The sequence below is a fragment of the Aurantiacibacter odishensis genome (assembly GCF_003605195.1).
In the GTDB taxonomy this organism is placed as follows: domain Bacteria; phylum Pseudomonadota; class Alphaproteobacteria; order Sphingomonadales; family Sphingomonadaceae; genus Alteraurantiacibacter; species Alteraurantiacibacter odishensis.
Map to the genome: position 1 here is coordinate 32,473 of NZ_QYOS01000023.1, position 15,246 is coordinate 47,718.

14 protein-coding genes are annotated in these 15,246 nt (G+C 64.0%); 5 read left to right on the forward strand and 9 right to left on the reverse strand.

The features are described from left to right. Window positions 1–5: 5 nt before the first annotated feature. Window positions 6–1,628, reverse strand: a complete 1,623-nt coding sequence (locus D4Q51_RS07250; protein WP_120077097.1) for a CHASE domain-containing protein — start codon at window positions 1,626–1,628, stop codon at window positions 6–8. 292 nt (window positions 1,629–1,920) lie between these two features. Between D4Q51_RS07250 and D4Q51_RS07255 the strand changes: the two genes are divergently transcribed. The 3 genes from D4Q51_RS07255 (at window position 1,921) to D4Q51_RS07265 (ending at window position 3,962) form a co-directional block, all read left to right on the forward strand. Continuing rightward, window positions 1,921–2,100 (forward strand): NepR family anti-sigma factor, encoded by a 180-nt coding sequence (locus tag D4Q51_RS07255; protein WP_120077098.1) that lies wholly within the window; start codon window positions 1,921–1,923, stop codon window positions 2,098–2,100. Further along, the gene (locus D4Q51_RS07260; RefSeq protein ID WP_120077099.1) at window positions 2,097–2,729 is read left to right on the forward strand and encodes a sigma-70 family RNA polymerase sigma factor; all 633 of its coding nucleotides are present in this window, start codon (window positions 2,097–2,099) and stop codon (window positions 2,727–2,729) included. Before D4Q51_RS07255 ends, D4Q51_RS07260 begins: the two co-directional genes overlap by 4 nt. Window positions 2,730–2,801: 72 nt before the next feature. Further along, on the forward strand, window positions 2,802–3,962 hold the full coding sequence (locus D4Q51_RS07265) for an AI-2E family transporter (protein WP_120077100.1): 1,161 nt from the start codon (window positions 2,802–2,804) through the stop codon (window positions 3,960–3,962). A gap of 95 nt (window positions 3,963–4,057) precedes the next feature. On the opposite strand, the gene D4Q51_RS07270 is transcribed toward D4Q51_RS07265, so the two are convergent. Next, window positions 4,058–4,669 carry a superoxide dismutase gene (locus tag D4Q51_RS07270; protein ID WP_120077101.1) on the reverse strand — a complete coding sequence of 204 codons (612 nt, stop codon included), beginning with the start codon at window positions 4,667–4,669 and terminating at the stop codon, window positions 4,058–4,060. A gap of 213 nt (window positions 4,670–4,882) precedes the next feature. Here D4Q51_RS07270 and glmM point away from each other — a divergent pair, with 213 nt between their 5' ends. Beyond that, window positions 4,883–6,220, forward strand: a complete 1,338-nt coding sequence (glmM, locus tag D4Q51_RS07275) for a phosphoglucosamine mutase (RefSeq protein ID WP_120077102.1) — start codon at window positions 4,883–4,885, stop codon at window positions 6,218–6,220. A 4-nt stretch (window positions 6,221–6,224) separates the two neighbouring features. Further along, complete coding sequence (gene thiD / locus D4Q51_RS07280; protein WP_120077103.1) at window positions 6,225–6,977, forward strand: bifunctional hydroxymethylpyrimidine kinase/phosphomethylpyrimidine kinase; 753 nt, start codon at window positions 6,225–6,227, stop codon at window positions 6,975–6,977. Between the two features lie 146 nt (window positions 6,978–7,123). Here thiD and D4Q51_RS07285 read toward each other — a convergent pair whose 3' ends face one another. The 7 genes from D4Q51_RS07285 to D4Q51_RS07315 form a co-directional block, all read right to left on the reverse strand. Continuing rightward, on the reverse strand, window positions 7,124–8,407 hold the full coding sequence (locus D4Q51_RS07285; protein WP_162925212.1) for an LTA synthase family protein: 1,284 nt from the start codon (window positions 8,405–8,407) through the stop codon (window positions 7,124–7,126). A gap of 156 nt (window positions 8,408–8,563) precedes the next feature. Continuing rightward, window positions 8,564–9,421, reverse strand: coding sequence for an LOG family protein (locus D4Q51_RS07290; protein WP_120077455.1), 858 nt, complete (start codon window positions 9,419–9,421; stop codon window positions 8,564–8,566). A 144-nt stretch (window positions 9,422–9,565) separates the two neighbouring features. Then, on the reverse strand, window positions 9,566–9,703 hold the full coding sequence (locus tag D4Q51_RS07295; RefSeq protein WP_120077105.1) for a DUF2474 domain-containing protein: 138 nt from the start codon (window positions 9,701–9,703) through the stop codon (window positions 9,566–9,568). Continuing rightward, entirely contained in the window at window positions 9,687–10,691 is a 1,005-nt protein-coding gene (gene cydB, locus D4Q51_RS07300; RefSeq protein ID WP_120077106.1) for a cytochrome d ubiquinol oxidase subunit II, read from the reverse strand. The genes D4Q51_RS07295 and cydB overlap by 17 nt, the downstream gene beginning before the upstream one ends. Continuing rightward, entirely contained in the window at window positions 10,688–12,160 is a 1,473-nt protein-coding gene (locus D4Q51_RS07305) for a cytochrome ubiquinol oxidase subunit I (protein ID WP_120077107.1), read from the reverse strand. The genes cydB and D4Q51_RS07305 overlap by 4 nt, the downstream gene beginning before the upstream one ends. A gap of 91 nt (window positions 12,161–12,251) precedes the next feature. Continuing rightward, the gene (locus D4Q51_RS07310; protein ID WP_120077108.1) at window positions 12,252–14,006 is read right to left on the reverse strand and encodes a SulP family inorganic anion transporter; all 1,755 of its coding nucleotides are present in this window, start codon (window positions 14,004–14,006) and stop codon (window positions 12,252–12,254) included. A gap of 10 nt (window positions 14,007–14,016) precedes the next feature. Continuing rightward, on the reverse strand, window positions 14,017–15,243 hold the full coding sequence (locus D4Q51_RS07315) for an NAD(P)/FAD-dependent oxidoreductase (protein WP_338068462.1): 1,227 nt from the start codon (window positions 15,241–15,243) through the stop codon (window positions 14,017–14,019). Between the last annotated feature and the right edge of the window lie 3 nt (window positions 15,244–15,246).

Here is a 15,246-nt window from a genome sequence, read left to right on the forward strand (position 1 = left end):
CCATATCAGCTATCGTCGGTCTTCTGCTCCGCCTTTGCGGCGCGGATCATGAACTCGCTGGGGCGGCGGACAGGGATCAGCAGAACGCAGCGCACGCCTTCGGGGTCGAAATCCAGCTCCACCGGATGGCGCAATTCGTGCGCGACGATCCGTTCGATCAGGTCCATGCCGAACCCGCGCGAACGCTCTTGCTTCACCGGCGGTCCGCCGCGCTCCAGCCATTCCACGCGTACCAAATCCTGGGAAACGAGCCGCCAGTGAACACTCACCTTGCCTCCCGGCTTGCTCAGTGCGCCGTACTTGGCGGCGTTGGTCGCCAGTTCGTGAACGGCAAGGCCCAACGACAGGGCATCGTTGGGCGCAAGCTCCACTTCCGGACCGATCATCTCGACAGAGTGATCGTCATTGTGGGCATAGGGCAGCAATTCAGCATCGATCACGGATCTGACCGGGGTCGAACCCCAGTCGGACTGGGTGAGCAGGTCGTGCGTTGCGGAAAGGGCGCGGATGCGACCATCGAGGCCGGTGGCAAATTCGTCGACGTCTGTGGCCCGGCGGCGGGTTAGCGCGATGATTGAAAGGACGTTCGCGAGCGTGTTCTTCACACGGTGGTTCAATTCCCGGGTGAGGGAGTTACGGATGGAAGCCTGTTCCTCGAACCAGGCCAGCGCGCTCTCGTCTTCCTGTGCCTGCTGGGTCAGCATACGCACCAGCAGCATCAGCAGGCTGGCCACCAGAAGTCCGAAAATCAGCGTGGCCATGGAAAGGCCGGACAATCCCTTGTCCTCCCTTGTGCTGACGGCAAGCCGCCACGGGTTGTTGGCAATGGTGACGGTGCGGGTCACGACATCGCGATCGACAAGGTCATCGTCGAATGTCGCGGCAAGAAGCGTGTCCTCGCCCTCCTCGTCCTCGTCATCGTAGAGGCGCACGCCGTAAGAGCCCGCATCTTCCAGCTCCAGCGCGCTTTGCAGGAAATCTCCGGCATTGAACGGAGAGTAGATGAAACCCTTGAGCGTGCGGCCACCGGCACCGGGTTCGAAAACCGGCATGTAGATGAGGAACCCCGGAGCCTCTTCATCGCCTTCCTGTTGCAGCACGATGGCATCAGTCGCCGTCGGGCGTGACGTACGCTCGGCTTCCATCATCGCGGCACGACGGGTGGGTTCGGAATACATGTCGTAGCCCAGGGCACGCCGGTTGCGCTCGGTATCGGGCTGCAGATAGGTGACCGGCGCGGCAAAAGGCTGATCGCCACTGAACGCGGGATAGAATTGGGTCTCGACTGCCGCTTCTTCGGCAAGCAGCGCTTCGAACTCGGCGATCTCGGAGGGGCGAACTACCATGGCCCAGCCAATGCCTTCCGCCCCGCGATAGTCTGCATCCAGCCGCAGTTCGGAAACGAAGCGGCGAAAATCGTCCGCAGGTACGTCGTCCATCGTCGACAGCAATGCCGCGCCAGCGCGCAGGTAAGCGCTGCTGGCGTTGGAGCGGCGCTCCAGCGCGGACGCAATAGCCGTGGCGCGGGCATTGAGCTGCGCAGCCTGACGCTCGTACTCGCCGCGCTCGATCGCAAAGATCGAAAGGATGGTGATGGCCGATATCAGGAGGAAAATGCCAAGCGGCATTCCTCTTGGATAGCGCATCAGCCACCGCTTCGTCCTGCTACGCTTGCTACCCTGCTGCTGCAATTCGATTCCTCGGCCCGACAGGGATCAGTTACCCCAGCGATATTGACGGTGCCCGGCCCGCAGCAAGATTGCAATCGGCCCACGACACGAAATTCCTACATGGGGAACCGGATGGCCCGCGTTTCGTTCCGCAATCATACACATGGCAATAACGCACTGGTTGCCGCTGCATGAAAGGGCGATCACCACTGTAGCGGGAATATGCATGGCGACGGGAAATTATTCACTTATGTCATCGTCAAACGACGGAGGTAAGGCTGCCAAGGGCCTGAAGGGCGACGCAGCCGGCAAGGCGGGCGATCCCGAATGGACGTCCAGCCTCAAGAAACTCTACAATTCGGTGGTGGACGAACCGCTGCCAGACTCCTTCAAGAGCCTGCTCTCGAAGCTGGACGACGAGGGCAAATGAGCAAGACGAAAACCAAACGCGAGCTGCCCGAGCGTAGCGCCGAAGACAAACGCGCATTCAAGCGGGAACTGACCGAAGTGGTCCCGCACCTGCGCGCTTTCGCTCGCGGCCTGTGCGGCCGCCCCGACATGGCCGATGATCTGGTACAGGAAGCGCTGCTGAAGGCATGGGCGGCACAGGAACGGTTCGAGCCGGGCACGTCCATGCGCGCCTGGACCTTCGTGATTTTGCGCAACGCCTACCTTACCGACATGCGTCGAAACCGCTTCCGCGGCGAGTATGACGAGACCGTGGCGGAACGGATCCTGACGGCGCCCGCCGGGCAGGAAGAACCGCTGCACCTGTCGGACCTTCACCGTGCGCTTCTGACGCTCCCGCCAGAGCGGCGCGAAGCGCTGCTGCTGGTTGGCGCCGGTGGCTTTTCCTACGAGGAAGCGGCAAATATCTGCGGCTGCGCGGTGGGCACGATCAAGAGCCGCGTGGGCCGCGCCCGCGCCGCGCTCTCCAGCATGATGGAAGATGGCGACATCCCCGATCGCGACCTGAGCGACCCTGCGGCACACCGAGCCATTCTCGAAGAACTGGACGAAGTGGCTGCCGGCCGCGGAGAAGCGGCTGCTTCCAAGTAGTCGCCGCTTGATCACGCCCGCGCAAGGCGACATGCTGCGCGCGAACGGGCAGGGAAAGACAGGCACGCGCCGATGAACGCCGAGGGGGAAAGTCCCAGCAAGCCGAGCAATTCCGCTACCGGGCGTCGCCGGGCGATGACATTTGCCGCGCAGGAATTGCGCCTGATATCGTCGCTTGTTGTGCTGCTTGCGATCGGCCTGTTCCTCGCTCTGCCCTTCGTTCTTTCCATCGGATCGGTGGTGTTCCTGCCGCTGGTTGCCGCGCTTATCCTGACGATCATCCTGTCTCCGCTGGCGGACAAGCTGGCGACGTGGCTGCCCAACTTCCTCGCCTCTATCCTCGCTTTGCTGGTTTTCTTCGGCATCCTCGCCCTCGCCTTCACCGCCGTCTTCGCGCCGGCGATCTCGCTGTACGACCAGGTTCCCCGCATGACTCGTCAGGTGGGCGAGCATTTCAGCGAACTGCAGGCGGCCTTTGCCTGGGTCGGGGAACTGAACGACCAGTTGACCTCTCTCACCGGCGTGGAAGAGGGTCAGCAGGTCGTTCTTGCAGGGCCGAGCATGCTGGAGCAGCTGGCGTTCGCAACCCCGACAGTACTGCTCGAGACGTTGCTTACATTCATGCTGGCCTTCTTCATGATCGAGGCCCGTATCCGCCTGCGCCGCCGGCTACTCCTGGAGCGCCAGCAGGTCGGTGCCAGCCTGAAGGCTGCGCGCGCCATTCGCGAGGTGCAGGACAGGGTGGCGGCCTATATCCTCACTGTCGGCCTCATCAACACCTGCGTCGGCATCGTCGTGGCGCTGGGTGCATGGGTGATGGGGCTGGATGCCCCGGTCATGTGGGGCGGTCTTGCCGCCCTGCTCAATTTCATTCCGTACGTCGGCCCGCTGATGATGGTGATCCTGCTGGGCCTGTTCGGCATCGGCTCTGCGGATTCGGTCTTCGTCGGCCTCATTCCCGCGGCTGCCTACCTCGGCCTGCACACGGTGGAGGCGAACGTGATCACACCTGCCGTGCTGGGCGCGCGCTTCACGATGAATCCGGTGCTGATCCTGCTCGCCCTGTCATACTTCGGGTGGATCTGGGGCGTTGCCGGTGCCCTGCTCTCGGTGCCGATCCTGCTGACGCTGACCGCGCTCGTCGATCACCTCGGCAGGCCCAATTTCGTCGGCTTCATTTTCGGTGAGCCCTTGTTCAAGACGAACATTCTCGAACTCGGCGAAGAGGACTAGGCAACTTCAGCCCATGTAGGAAAGGGGCCCGCTTCCGGAGTGGAAACGAGCCCCTTGCTCAGTCCGCCAAGCGGACTCCCGTTCGGTTCACCCGATCAGGCTTCGTAAGTCCAGGTACTGCCGCGCGAGAGATTGTCGGCGGCGAAATCCCAGTTCAGGTGCCCGTCGACCACAGCCGAGAGGTAGCTCGGGCGGGCGTTCTGGTGGTCGAGGTAGTAGGCGTGTTCCCACAGGTCGATCACCAGCAGCGGATTGTAGTCCTGGTCGGCGAGGGTGTCGGCATCGTGCGTGTCGACGACTTCGAGCTTGCCGCCCTTTTCCGCCAGCCACACCCAGCCGCTGGCGAAGTGGCCCGCGCCCTTGGACTTGAGTTCATCCTTCAGCTTGTCGAGCGAGCCGAATGCCTCGTCGATCTTGGAAGCAAGGTCGCCAGACGGGCCGCTGGTGGAGGGGGTCAGCGAATGCCAGTAGAAGCCGTGGTTCCACACTTGCGCGGAATTGTTGAAAAGGCCGCCGTCGCTGCCACGCGATGCGGCGATCACTTCTTCAAGCGACTTGTCCGCGTGGGCGGTGCCTTCAATCGCGGCATTGGTCTTGTCTACATAGGCTTGGTGGTGCTTGCCATGGTGGTAGCTGAACGTCTCGGCGGTGATCGCTGGGGCTAGGGCTTCCTTGTCATAGGGAAGCGACATCAGTGAAAAAGCCATGTGATCTGTCTCCTGTTGATCCGGTTGTCGTGTAACCAATGCGCGAGAAGGCTGGTCGTTGCATGTCCCGCACGAGAAATCCCGGCATATCTGGCGATGCGTTCATCGCAAGGCAAGGGGGAGGAACAGGGGGTCGGAACAGCGGGCCGTGACAAGAGGGCCGAATGTCGGCATTGCTGCGGCACAAAGCCTCACGGGCAACGAAGGACATTTATGGGACGCGAGTATTTCGGCACCGATGGCATCCGGGGCCGCGCCAATGGCAGGAAGCTGAACGCAGCAACGGCGATGAAGGTGGGCCAGGCCGCCGGCCGCCACTTCCTGCGCGGTGATCACAAGCACCGCGTGGTCATTGGCAAGGACACGCGCCTGTCGGGCTACATGATGGAGAACGCGCTGGTGGCAGGCTTCACCAGCGTAGGGATGGACGTGATCATGACCGGCCCCCTGCCCACCCCCGCCGTCGCCCTGCTGACCCGGGAAATGCGCGCCGATATCGGGGTGATGATCTCTGCCAGCCACAACCCCTACGACGATAATGGCATCAAGCTGTTCGGCCCCGATGGCTTCAAGCTGTCCGACGAGGACGAGGAAGCGATCGAGGCCGCCATGCGCGAGGAACAGACACTGGCGGAAGGCGATCACATCGGTCGCGCCCGCCGGATCGAGGATGCGCGCGGGCGCTACATCCACGCCGTCAAGCAGTCGCTGCCAGAGGACGTGCGTCTCGACGGGCTGAAGATCGTGGTCGATTGCGCGCACGGTGCCGCCTACCAGGTAGCCCCCACCGCCATATGGGAACTGGGCGCGGAAGTGATCGCCATGGGCGTTGCTCCCAACGGGCTCAACATCAACGATGGCGTGGGCTCCACCCACCTCGACGCGATCAGGCAGCGCGTGGTGGAAGAAGGCGCGGACCTTGGCATTGCATTGGATGGCGATGCCGACCGCCTTATCGTGATCGACGAGAAGGGCCGCCCTGTCGACGGCGACCAGATCATGGCGCTGATCGGCAGCCGCTGGGCGAACGACGGCAGGCTGAGAGGCGGCGGTGTTGTCGCCACGGTCATGTCCAACCTCGGGCTGGAGCGGTTCCTGCAAGGCAAGGGCCTGGAACTGGTACGCACCAAGGTGGGCGACCGCTACGTGCTCGGCGCGATGAAATCCGGCGGCTACAACGTGGGCGGGGAGCAGTCGGGGCACATGATCCTGCTGGACCATGCCACGACCGGCGATGGCACGGTGGCCGCGCTGCAGGTGCTGGCCGCGCTGGTGCGCACCGGCAAGCCCGCCAGCGAACTGCTGCACCTGTTCGATCCCGTGCCGCAACTGCTGAAGAACGTGCGCTACGAAAGCGGCGATCCGCTGGAGGACCAAAGCGTGAAGGACGCCATTGCTTCTGCCAAGGGCGAACTTGGCGGCAGCGGGCGGCTCGTGATCCGCAAATCCGGAACAGAGCCACTGATCCGCGTGATGGCCGAAGGCGACGACGAGGCCCAGGTTGAGCGAGTGGTCGATTCCATCTGCGACGCGGTGAAGGCCGCAGTTTGAGCCGATGAGTGGCCGTCCGCCCCGCATCCTTGTCATCGCCGGGTCCGATTCATCGGGCGGGGCCGGCATTCAGGCGGACATCAAGACGATTACAATGCTGGGCGGCTATGCCATGACCGCGATCACCGCCGTCACCGCGCAGAACACGCGCGGCGTCACCGGGGTGGAAGCGCTCTCGCCCGATTTCGTGGCTGCGCAGGTCGATGCCTGCCTCGGGGATATCGGCGTCGACGCGGTGAAGATCGGGATGCTGGGCAGCGCCGACATCGCCGAAGTGGTGGCGGACCGGCTGGAGGACCTTGGCAAGCCCATCGTTTTCGATCCCGTGATGGTCGCCACCAGCGGCAGCGTGCTGACGGACGAGGCCACCATCAAAGTGTTCGAATGGCTGATGGACCTCGCCACGCTCACCACGCCGAACGTGCCGGAGCTGGAGGCGCTGGGCGGCGCTGAAGGCATGGCTTCTCGCGGCGTCGCCTACCTTGCCAAGGGAGGAGACGCGGATGGCCCGATGGTGGAGGACCGCCTCGTGCGCCCCGGCGCACAGGACGTCGTGTGGAGCGACGCGCGCATCGTAACCAAGCACACCCACGGCACCGGCTGCACACTGTCGAGCGCGATCGCCACGTACCTTGGCCACGGCCTGCCGCTGGAGCAGGCCATCGGCGATGCCCGCCTGTTCGTGCGCGAGGCGCTGAAGAGTGCGCCCGGCTTCGGCTTTGGCAACGGACCGCTGGGGCACCAGGCCGTGCGGTGAACCTAGAACGCACACCACCCCGGTTTGCATCGCGGAGCGTGACAATGGTGCCGTTTCTTCGATTGTAGGGGGTCAGCACGGCGGGGCATCGAACGACGCGTGCCGCTGCGGGGCCGGTGCAGGAAAGCCGGACCGCGATGGTCGTGTCAGGCGGCAGGCTCTGCCGCGCCTTGCTGGCGGCGCAAATAGATGAACGGCACCAGACCCGTCTTGAACCGACTCCTGATCGAACGCTGGAAGAACGGGGGAATGTGATCGCCGACGATCAGGACATCGGTATCGGCAAAACCGGGGCTGTCGATCTCCTGCCGCAGCGCATCGGCAATCTGGCGTTGCAGCATGTAGCTGCGACACAGCATGGGAAAGTTTTCGCGCCATTCGGGCGAACCTAGGTTGCAGGTGCCAAGCTGCATGCTTGGGTTGTCGTCCACCGGAAGGTGGCCGCTGAGCGTTAACCAGTAGACCAATTTGCGCTTTTCCGGCTCCCTTCCCAGGATCGCGGCGATTTCGCGGGGGAATTCGCGGTCGCAAACGCCGGTGAACACGCCGTCGCACAGTTGCGCCCCCTCCCTCGCAAGGTCGGGGCCGAACTGCACGTTCTCGAAGCCTACCTTGGGATACCAGTCCCGGCGGTCGAAGAATTCGGCCGTGAAGCCGTGCAGCGCGGTCGTCTCGAAACCGGCCTCGGCAAAGCGGTGCGGCACGCACTTGGCGCTGGCGAAGTCGAAGTGTGTGGGATCGTCCCACGCCTCGCACAGCTCGCGTATCTCGGCATTGGTGGTCGAACCGTAGAACGGCACTTCGCCGTAGCTGGCCGTATATTGCGGCGCCCACTTGTCCGCGCTCCAGATGGCGTCGAAGATGGCCCGGTCATGATCGTTGTCGGGTACACCGACCGACTCCAGAATGATGATGACAAGATTGCGCGTTTCCAGCGCTTCGGGGGAAAGCGCCGTCGTCAGCATAGCCGATTCAATCGGCGTGCCAGCGGGGGCTTTCACCATGTAACCCCCGCGGTCGGCACTGTTCAGGCGTTCGTCGGCTTGCGCCAGCAAGGCGACGCAGACGAAGGCGAGCAGAAACTGGCGGAATCCGCGTGGCCTCTCGGTTCGCGGTGCGAACCACAGGCACAGGCCGAATGCCAGCGCCAGCACCGCACCGCTGACGACATAGCTGGGAGATGCCGACAGGTTCATTTCGCCGAGGTAGACGAGCGAGGTGAAAGCCTTGTCGATCGTCAGGTAGAAGACGCGCGAGAAATAGGAGATCAGCAGGAACGCGAAGATCGCGACGATTCCGACCGTTCGCACCAGGCGATTGGGGATCGACCCGAATACCAGCGCGGCAACGCCTGCCATGATGATCCGCGAGGTCATGTTGGGGCCGCCCACGAACCACATGGCAATCAGCGCCAGGTTAGGCATCAGCACCCACCAGAACACCCACCTTGCGGGAAAATTTTCAAGGAGTTCTATTCTCGTGCGCATCCATCGGTCCACCAGTGACCGAGGGGCTTGCCACGTCAGGGTAAATTTCGTGCTAACCCGGTGACCGGACGCGTCCGCGCGCTGGTCCGCGCAACCGTATCAGTCCTCGCAGTCCAGCCCTCCGTGCGCGTCTTCCTGCAGGCAGTAGAATTCCCGGATCGCTTCCCATCCTTCCTCGGCGGTTTCGCACCAGGTGATGAGGTCGAGGTCCTTCTTCGAGATCGTGCCTTCCTCGGCAATCGCGTTGAAATCGATCACGCGGTTCCAGAAGTCCTTGCCGAACAACAGCACGGGAATGGGCTTCATCTTGCCCGTCTGGATCAGCGTGAGCAGTTCGAACATCTCGTCGAACGTGCCGAAGCCGCCGGGGAAGACGGCCACCGCGCGGGCGCGGATCAGGAAGTGCATCTTGCGCAGGGCGAAATAGTGGAAATTCAGCGACAGATAGGGCGTCACGTAGGGATTGGGCGCCTGCTCGTGCGGCAGGATGATGTTGAGGCCGATGGACTCGCCGCCGGCATCGCTGGCGCCGCGATTGGCCGCTTCCATGATCGACGGGCCACCGCCCGAGGTGACGACGAACTGCCGCTGCCCATCCTCCACGATCGACTTTTCCGTAACCATGCGCGCGAGGCGATAGGCCTCGGCATAGTATTTCGCCTTCTTGGCGAGGTTGCGTACGACCAGCGCCTCTTCCTCGGGCAGGTTCTCGGCCTGCTTGAGCGCTTCCTCGGTCGCCTCGGGTGGCGGGATGCGGGCAGAGCCGTACATCACCAGCGTGGAGCCGACGCGTGCCTCATCCAGCACCATCGTGGGCTTCAGGAGTTCGAGCTGGAAGCGCACCGGGCGCAGTTCCTCGCGCAGCAGGAAATCCTGGTCGCGGAAAGCGAGGCGATAGGCCGGGTGGCGAGTTTGCGGGGTCGCGTCGTCGATGGAGTCGGCAAAGCCTGCCTCCATGTCCGCGTGGTAGAACTTGTGATCCTTCAGGTCGTGGTCTTCGTTTTCGGGGCTGTCTGCCACGCGTATTCCTCTCGATAATAAACAGCATCGAGAGGTAGGGCCTTGGCGCGGCGATTTAAAGTCAGGAAATCCGCCCAAGGTTCAGGGGGCGAGCCACCAGCGGATCACCATGGCGATCGCGCCCAGCACGCTGATGCTGGCAAGCCAAAGCCCGGCCATCCACGCCAGCCGCTTCCACAGCGGCTTGTCGTCCGCCTCTGACCTAGTGGTATCCTTCATCGTCCACTTTCCCGCGGAACACCCAGTAGGCCCAGGCGGTGTAGCCGATGATCAGCGGCATGGTGATCGCCACGCCCACCAGCATGAAGACCTGGCTGCGCTCCGGCGCGGCGGCATCCCAGATGGTGACATCGGGTGGGACGACGTTCGGCCAGATCGTGACGCCCAGCCCCGCCATGCCGAGGAAGAACAAGAGCAGCGCCAGCCAGAACGGCTTGGAATTGCGCTCCTTCGTCACCGCGCGCAGCAGTGAGACAGCGACGATGGCGGTAAGGATCGGCACCGGCGCGGCGAAGTAGATTTCCGGGGCGGTCAGCCAGCGTTCGGCATATTCGGCGTTCAGCAGCACGTTGTAGACGCTCACCGCGCCCATCAGCACCAGCGTGATCGCCCCGGCGCGCAGGGCCAGCTTGCGGGCATGCGCTTGCCCCTCGCCGTCCAGTTTCCAGATCAGCCATGTCGCGCCAAGCAGGGCATAGCCTGCCACGGTGCCGAGGCCCGTCAGCAGGGTATAGGGCGTCAGCCAATCGAACCAGCTACCGGCATAGGCGCGGCCATCCACTTCGATACCCTGCAACAGGGCGCCCAGCGTCATCCCCTGCGCCATCGCCGCAACCACGGAACCGCCGGTGAAGGCAAAGTCCCACAGGCGGCGGTGCGATGGGTCGCGCCAGCGGTATTCGAAGGCAACGCCGCGGAACACGAGACCCAGCAGCATGGCGATGATCAGCGGATAGGTGGCGGGCAGGATCACCGCGTAGGCCAGCGGAAAGGCCGCGAACAGGCCGCCGCCGCCCAGCACCAGCCAGGTCTCGTTGCCGTCCCACACCGGCGCGATGGAGTTCATCGCCCGGTCCCGCTCCCGCCCGGGATCGAAGCTGGGGAAGAGGATGCCGATGCCAAGGTCGAACCCGTCCATCACCACATAGGCGAACACGGCAAAGGCGATGATGAAGGCCCAGATCGTCGTCAGGTCCACGTTGATCATGGCGCTTCCTCCGGTTCGTGCTTGGTGCCCGACAGGTCGCGCGTGGTGGCGTCGGTCGGGTCCTGCGTCGGTCCGGGCGTGATCCCGGCGGTGCGGATCGGCCCCTTGTCGCCGCGCTTCGCGCCCAGTTCGCCGGTGTGCGGGGGTTTGTGCATCAGGTGCAGGATGTACCACACACCCGCGCCGAACACGGTGAAGTAGACGACGATGAAGGCCAGCAGCGATGCGCCCACGGCAGGCGCGGCGAGCGGGCTGGCGGCGTCCTCCGTTCGCAGCAGGCCATAGATCACGTAAGGCTGCCGCCCGACTTCGGTGGTGATCCAGCCGCACAGCACGGCAAGGAAACCCGACGGCCCCATCACCAGCGCAGCGCGGTGCAGCCAGGGCCAGTCGTACAGCTTGCCGCGCCACCTTGCGAACAGGCTCCACACGCCCACCGCCATCATCGCCATGCCGATGGCGATCATTATGCGGAAGGCCCAGAACACCAGGAAGACTGGCGGCTGTTCGTCATCGGGCACGGTATCCAGTCCCTCGATCGGCGCATTCCAGTGGTGCTTGAGGATGAGGCTGGAAAGCTTCGGGATGCCCACGGCGTAGTCGAGCCGCTGCTCCTCGTCGTTGGGAATCCCGAAGACGTAGAGCGGCGCGCCGTCGGGGTAGCTGTTATAGTGCCCCTCCATCGCCATCACCTTCTGCGGCTGGTGCTCCATCGTGTTCAGGCCGTGCATGTCGCCCGCCACGATCTGGATCGGGGCGACGATGGCCGCCATCCACATGGCCATGGAGAACATCTTGCGCGCGTGCAGGTTCGCCCCGCCCTTTGCCCGGTCCTTCAGCAGGTGCCACGCACCCACGCCGCCCACCACGAACGCTGTTGTAAGGTAGGCCGCCAGCACGGTGTGGACGAGACGGTAGGGAAAGCTGGGGTTGAAGACGATCGCCGCCCAGCTATCGCCCGGCAGGAACTGACCGTTCGCGCCCATCTCGTATCCCACCGGCGTCTGCATCCAGCTGTTCACCGAAAGGATCCAGAAGGCCGAGATGAAAGTGCCCACCGCCACCATCAGCGTGGCGGCGAAGTGCAGCTTCTTGCCCACCTTGTTCATGCCGAACAACATCACGCCGAGGAAGCCTGCCTCCAGGAAGAAGGCAGTAAGCACTTCGTAGGCCATCAACGGTCCGATCACCGGCCCGGCAAGGTCCGAGAACACGGACCAGTTGGTGCCGAACTGGTAGCTCATCACGATGCCGGAGACGACGCCCATGGCAAAGGTGATGGCGAAGATCTTCACCCAGTACTTGAACAGGTCGAGATAGAGCTGCTTGCCCGTCTTCAGCCACAGCCCCTCCAGCACCGCGAGGTAGCTGGCGAGGCCGATGGTGAAAGCGGGGAAGAAGAAGTGGAAGCTTACCGTGAAGGCAAACTGTATCCGGGCGAGCATCAGGGCATCTAGGCCGTCGAACATGGTTCTTCCTTAGCGCGTTGCGGCGTCCCTACATTGTTGCAGCCGCTGCAACAAATCGCGATTGCGCACCACGAGGTGCAGTAAATTCAACTCAAATCATTCCGCGCGGCCAGTCCTTCGGCTCGTGAAAAGTGTCGCCGTTGTCGCGCAGCGCTTCCTCGAAGGCCCGCGACTGGGAAAGGTAGACCTTGCCGCTCAATTCATCGGGAAAGTGGGTGCGCTGCAGCCGATCCATTACCGGGCCTTTCACTTCGGAAAGGTGCAGCTTGATCCCGGCATCCTGCATACGGTGGTTGATCGCTTCGAGGCTTTCGAGGCCCGATGCGTCGATCTCGTTCACCGCGCTGCACATCAGGATCACGTGGCGCACCTTGGGCCGGTCGGCCACCTGTTCCAGCACATATTCCTCCAGCCAGCGGGCGTTGAGGAACGTCAGCGCCTCGTCGATGCGGATTGAAAGCACGTGATCGGCAGTGAAGACCTTGTGCCGCTCTATGTTGCGGAAATGCTCGGTTTCCGGAACGCGGCCCACGATGGCGGCGTGCGGACGGCTGGCGCGCCACAGGTAGAGCAGCAGCCCCACCGATACGCCCGCGATCACGCCCATTTCCACGCCCGCGACCAGGGTGATGCCGATGGTGGCGACGTGCGCGGCGAAATCGGCGCGGGAATAGGTCCACAGCTGCTTCGGCGTCTTCAGGTCCACCAGTGCCAGCACGGCGACGATGATCGTGGCGGCCAGCACGGCAATCGGCAGGCTGAACAGGAGCGGGGTGAGGAACAGGCTGGCAAGCGCGATGCCCACGGCGGTGAAGGCCCCTGCAGCAGGCGTCTGCGCGCCGGCATCGAAGTTCACCACCGAACGCGCGAAGCCGCCCGTCACCGGGTAGCCGCCGGAAAAGGCGCTGGCCACGTTCGATGCGCCGAGGCCGATCAGCTCCTGGTCGGGCGAGATTCGCTGGCGGCGCTTGGCGGCCAGGGTCTGCGCCACGGATACGCTTTCGACGAAGCCGATAATGGAAATCAGCAGCGCGGGCACGAACAGTTGCTGGATTAGCGAAACATCGGTGCTGGGCATAGCGAACGGCGGCAGGCCAGAGGGGATTTCGCCGGTGATGTTCACGTCCTTGCCCGCAAGATCGAAAGCGATCACGGCCACGATGCTGACGGCAACCGCCAGCACCGGTCCGGCCTTGGCAGCAATGTCCGCAGCCTTGGGCGCGAGGCCCATTCTTACCAGAAGAGGTTTCAGTCCCTTGCGCACCCAGAACAGGAATACGACCGCGGGCGCGCCGACGGCCAGCGTCCACGGGTTCACGTTGCCGATGTTGGCGGCCAGCGAGCCGAGCATGTCGGGCCAGGTGTCGCCGCCGCCCTGAATGCCCAGCACATGGCGTAGCTGGCTGGTGGCGATCAGGATGCCGCTGGCGGTGATGAAGCCGCTGATAACGGGGTGGGACAGCAGGTTTGCAAGGAACCCCATGCGCAGCACGCCCAGCACGAACAGCATCACGCCCGACAGCGCGGCCAGCGTGATCGCCGCCTCCAGATATTCCGCCGTTCCCTGCGCCGCCACGGCGCCAACCGCGCTCGCCGTCATCAGGCTGACGACGGCCACCGGCCCCACGGCCAGCGTGCGGCTGGTGCCGAAAATGGCATAGGCGACCAGCGGCAGGATCGAGGCGTAGAGGCCCACCACCGGCGGCAGGCCCGCCAGCAGCGCGTAGGCGAGGCTTTGCGGGATCAGCATGATGGTGACGATCACGGCTGCCACCATGTCGCTGCCCAGCGCCTCGCCATTATAGGTGCGGCCCCAGTCGAGGATCGGGAAATAGCGTTTCAGCATTGCCGCCGCGTCAGGCCCCGCCGATGGGCCGGGCCATCCACTCGCGGCCCTTGAGCATCGCGTGCCAGTAGATGCCGGGCAGCACGTCCACCTTCAATGTCCAGGCCGCGCGCGAGGCCTTGGTGCCGTCGATCGCCCATGTCGGGAACGTCGGCAGCAGCTTGCCGCCATAGCCGAATTCCGCGAGCACGATCTTGCCGCGCTCCACCGTCAGCGGGCAACTGCCGTAGCCGTCGTAATTGCCCTTCAGCGGCTTGCCTTCAAGCTGCGCCAGCGCATTGACAGCGGCGACCGGGGCCTGCTTGCGGGCAGCCGCCATCGTCTTGGCGTTGGGCGTGCTGCCGCAATCGCCCAGCGCGAAGACATCGGGATAGCGCACGTGTTGCAGGGTGTGCTCGTCCACCTCGGCATAGCCCGCCTCGTTCGCCAGCACACTGGCGGCGACGACCGGGTTGCCCTTCTGCGGCGGGCAGACGTGCAGCATGTCGAAACTGCGTTCCACCTCGCCGTTCTCGGTGGCGAACCAGGCCTTCTTCGCCGGGCCATCGACGCGGGTGAGCGTGGAGCCGAAATTGAGGCCAATCCCGTATCGCTCCACGTATTCCATCAGCGCGGGGACGTAGTCGGCCACGCCGAACAGCACGGCCCCGTTGTTATGAAACTCCACCTCGATATCGCCGAGGACGCCGCGCTTCTCCCATTCGGAACAGGAGAGATACATCGCCTTCTGCGGCGCGCCTGCGCACTTGATCGGCATGGGCGGCTGGGTGAACAGCGCGCGGCCCTTGCGGGTCTGCTGCACCAGTTGCCAGGTGTAGGGCGCAAGATCGTAGCGGTAGTTGGATGTGACGCCGTTATGCCCGAGCGTCTCCTCCAGTCCCACGATCTCATCCCACGCGAGTCGATTGCCCATCGCCACCACCAGCACATCGTAGGTGACGCGTCCGTTGCCTTCATATTCGACCGTCTTGTTGTCCGGATCGAAGCCGGTGACGGCGGCCTTCAGCCAGGTCACGCCTTTCGGCATCACCGATGCCTCGGGCCGCACCGTCTCGTCCTTTTCGAACACGCCGCCGCCCACCATGGTCCAGCCGGGCTGGTAATAGTGCTCGTCGGCAGGCTCGATGATCGCGATGTCCAGGCCCGGATGGCGATTGAGCATCGAGGCGGCAGTGGCGATCCCCGCCGATCCGCCGCCAGCGATCACGACGGTGTGGTGGCTCTGGTGGGCAGTCATGGT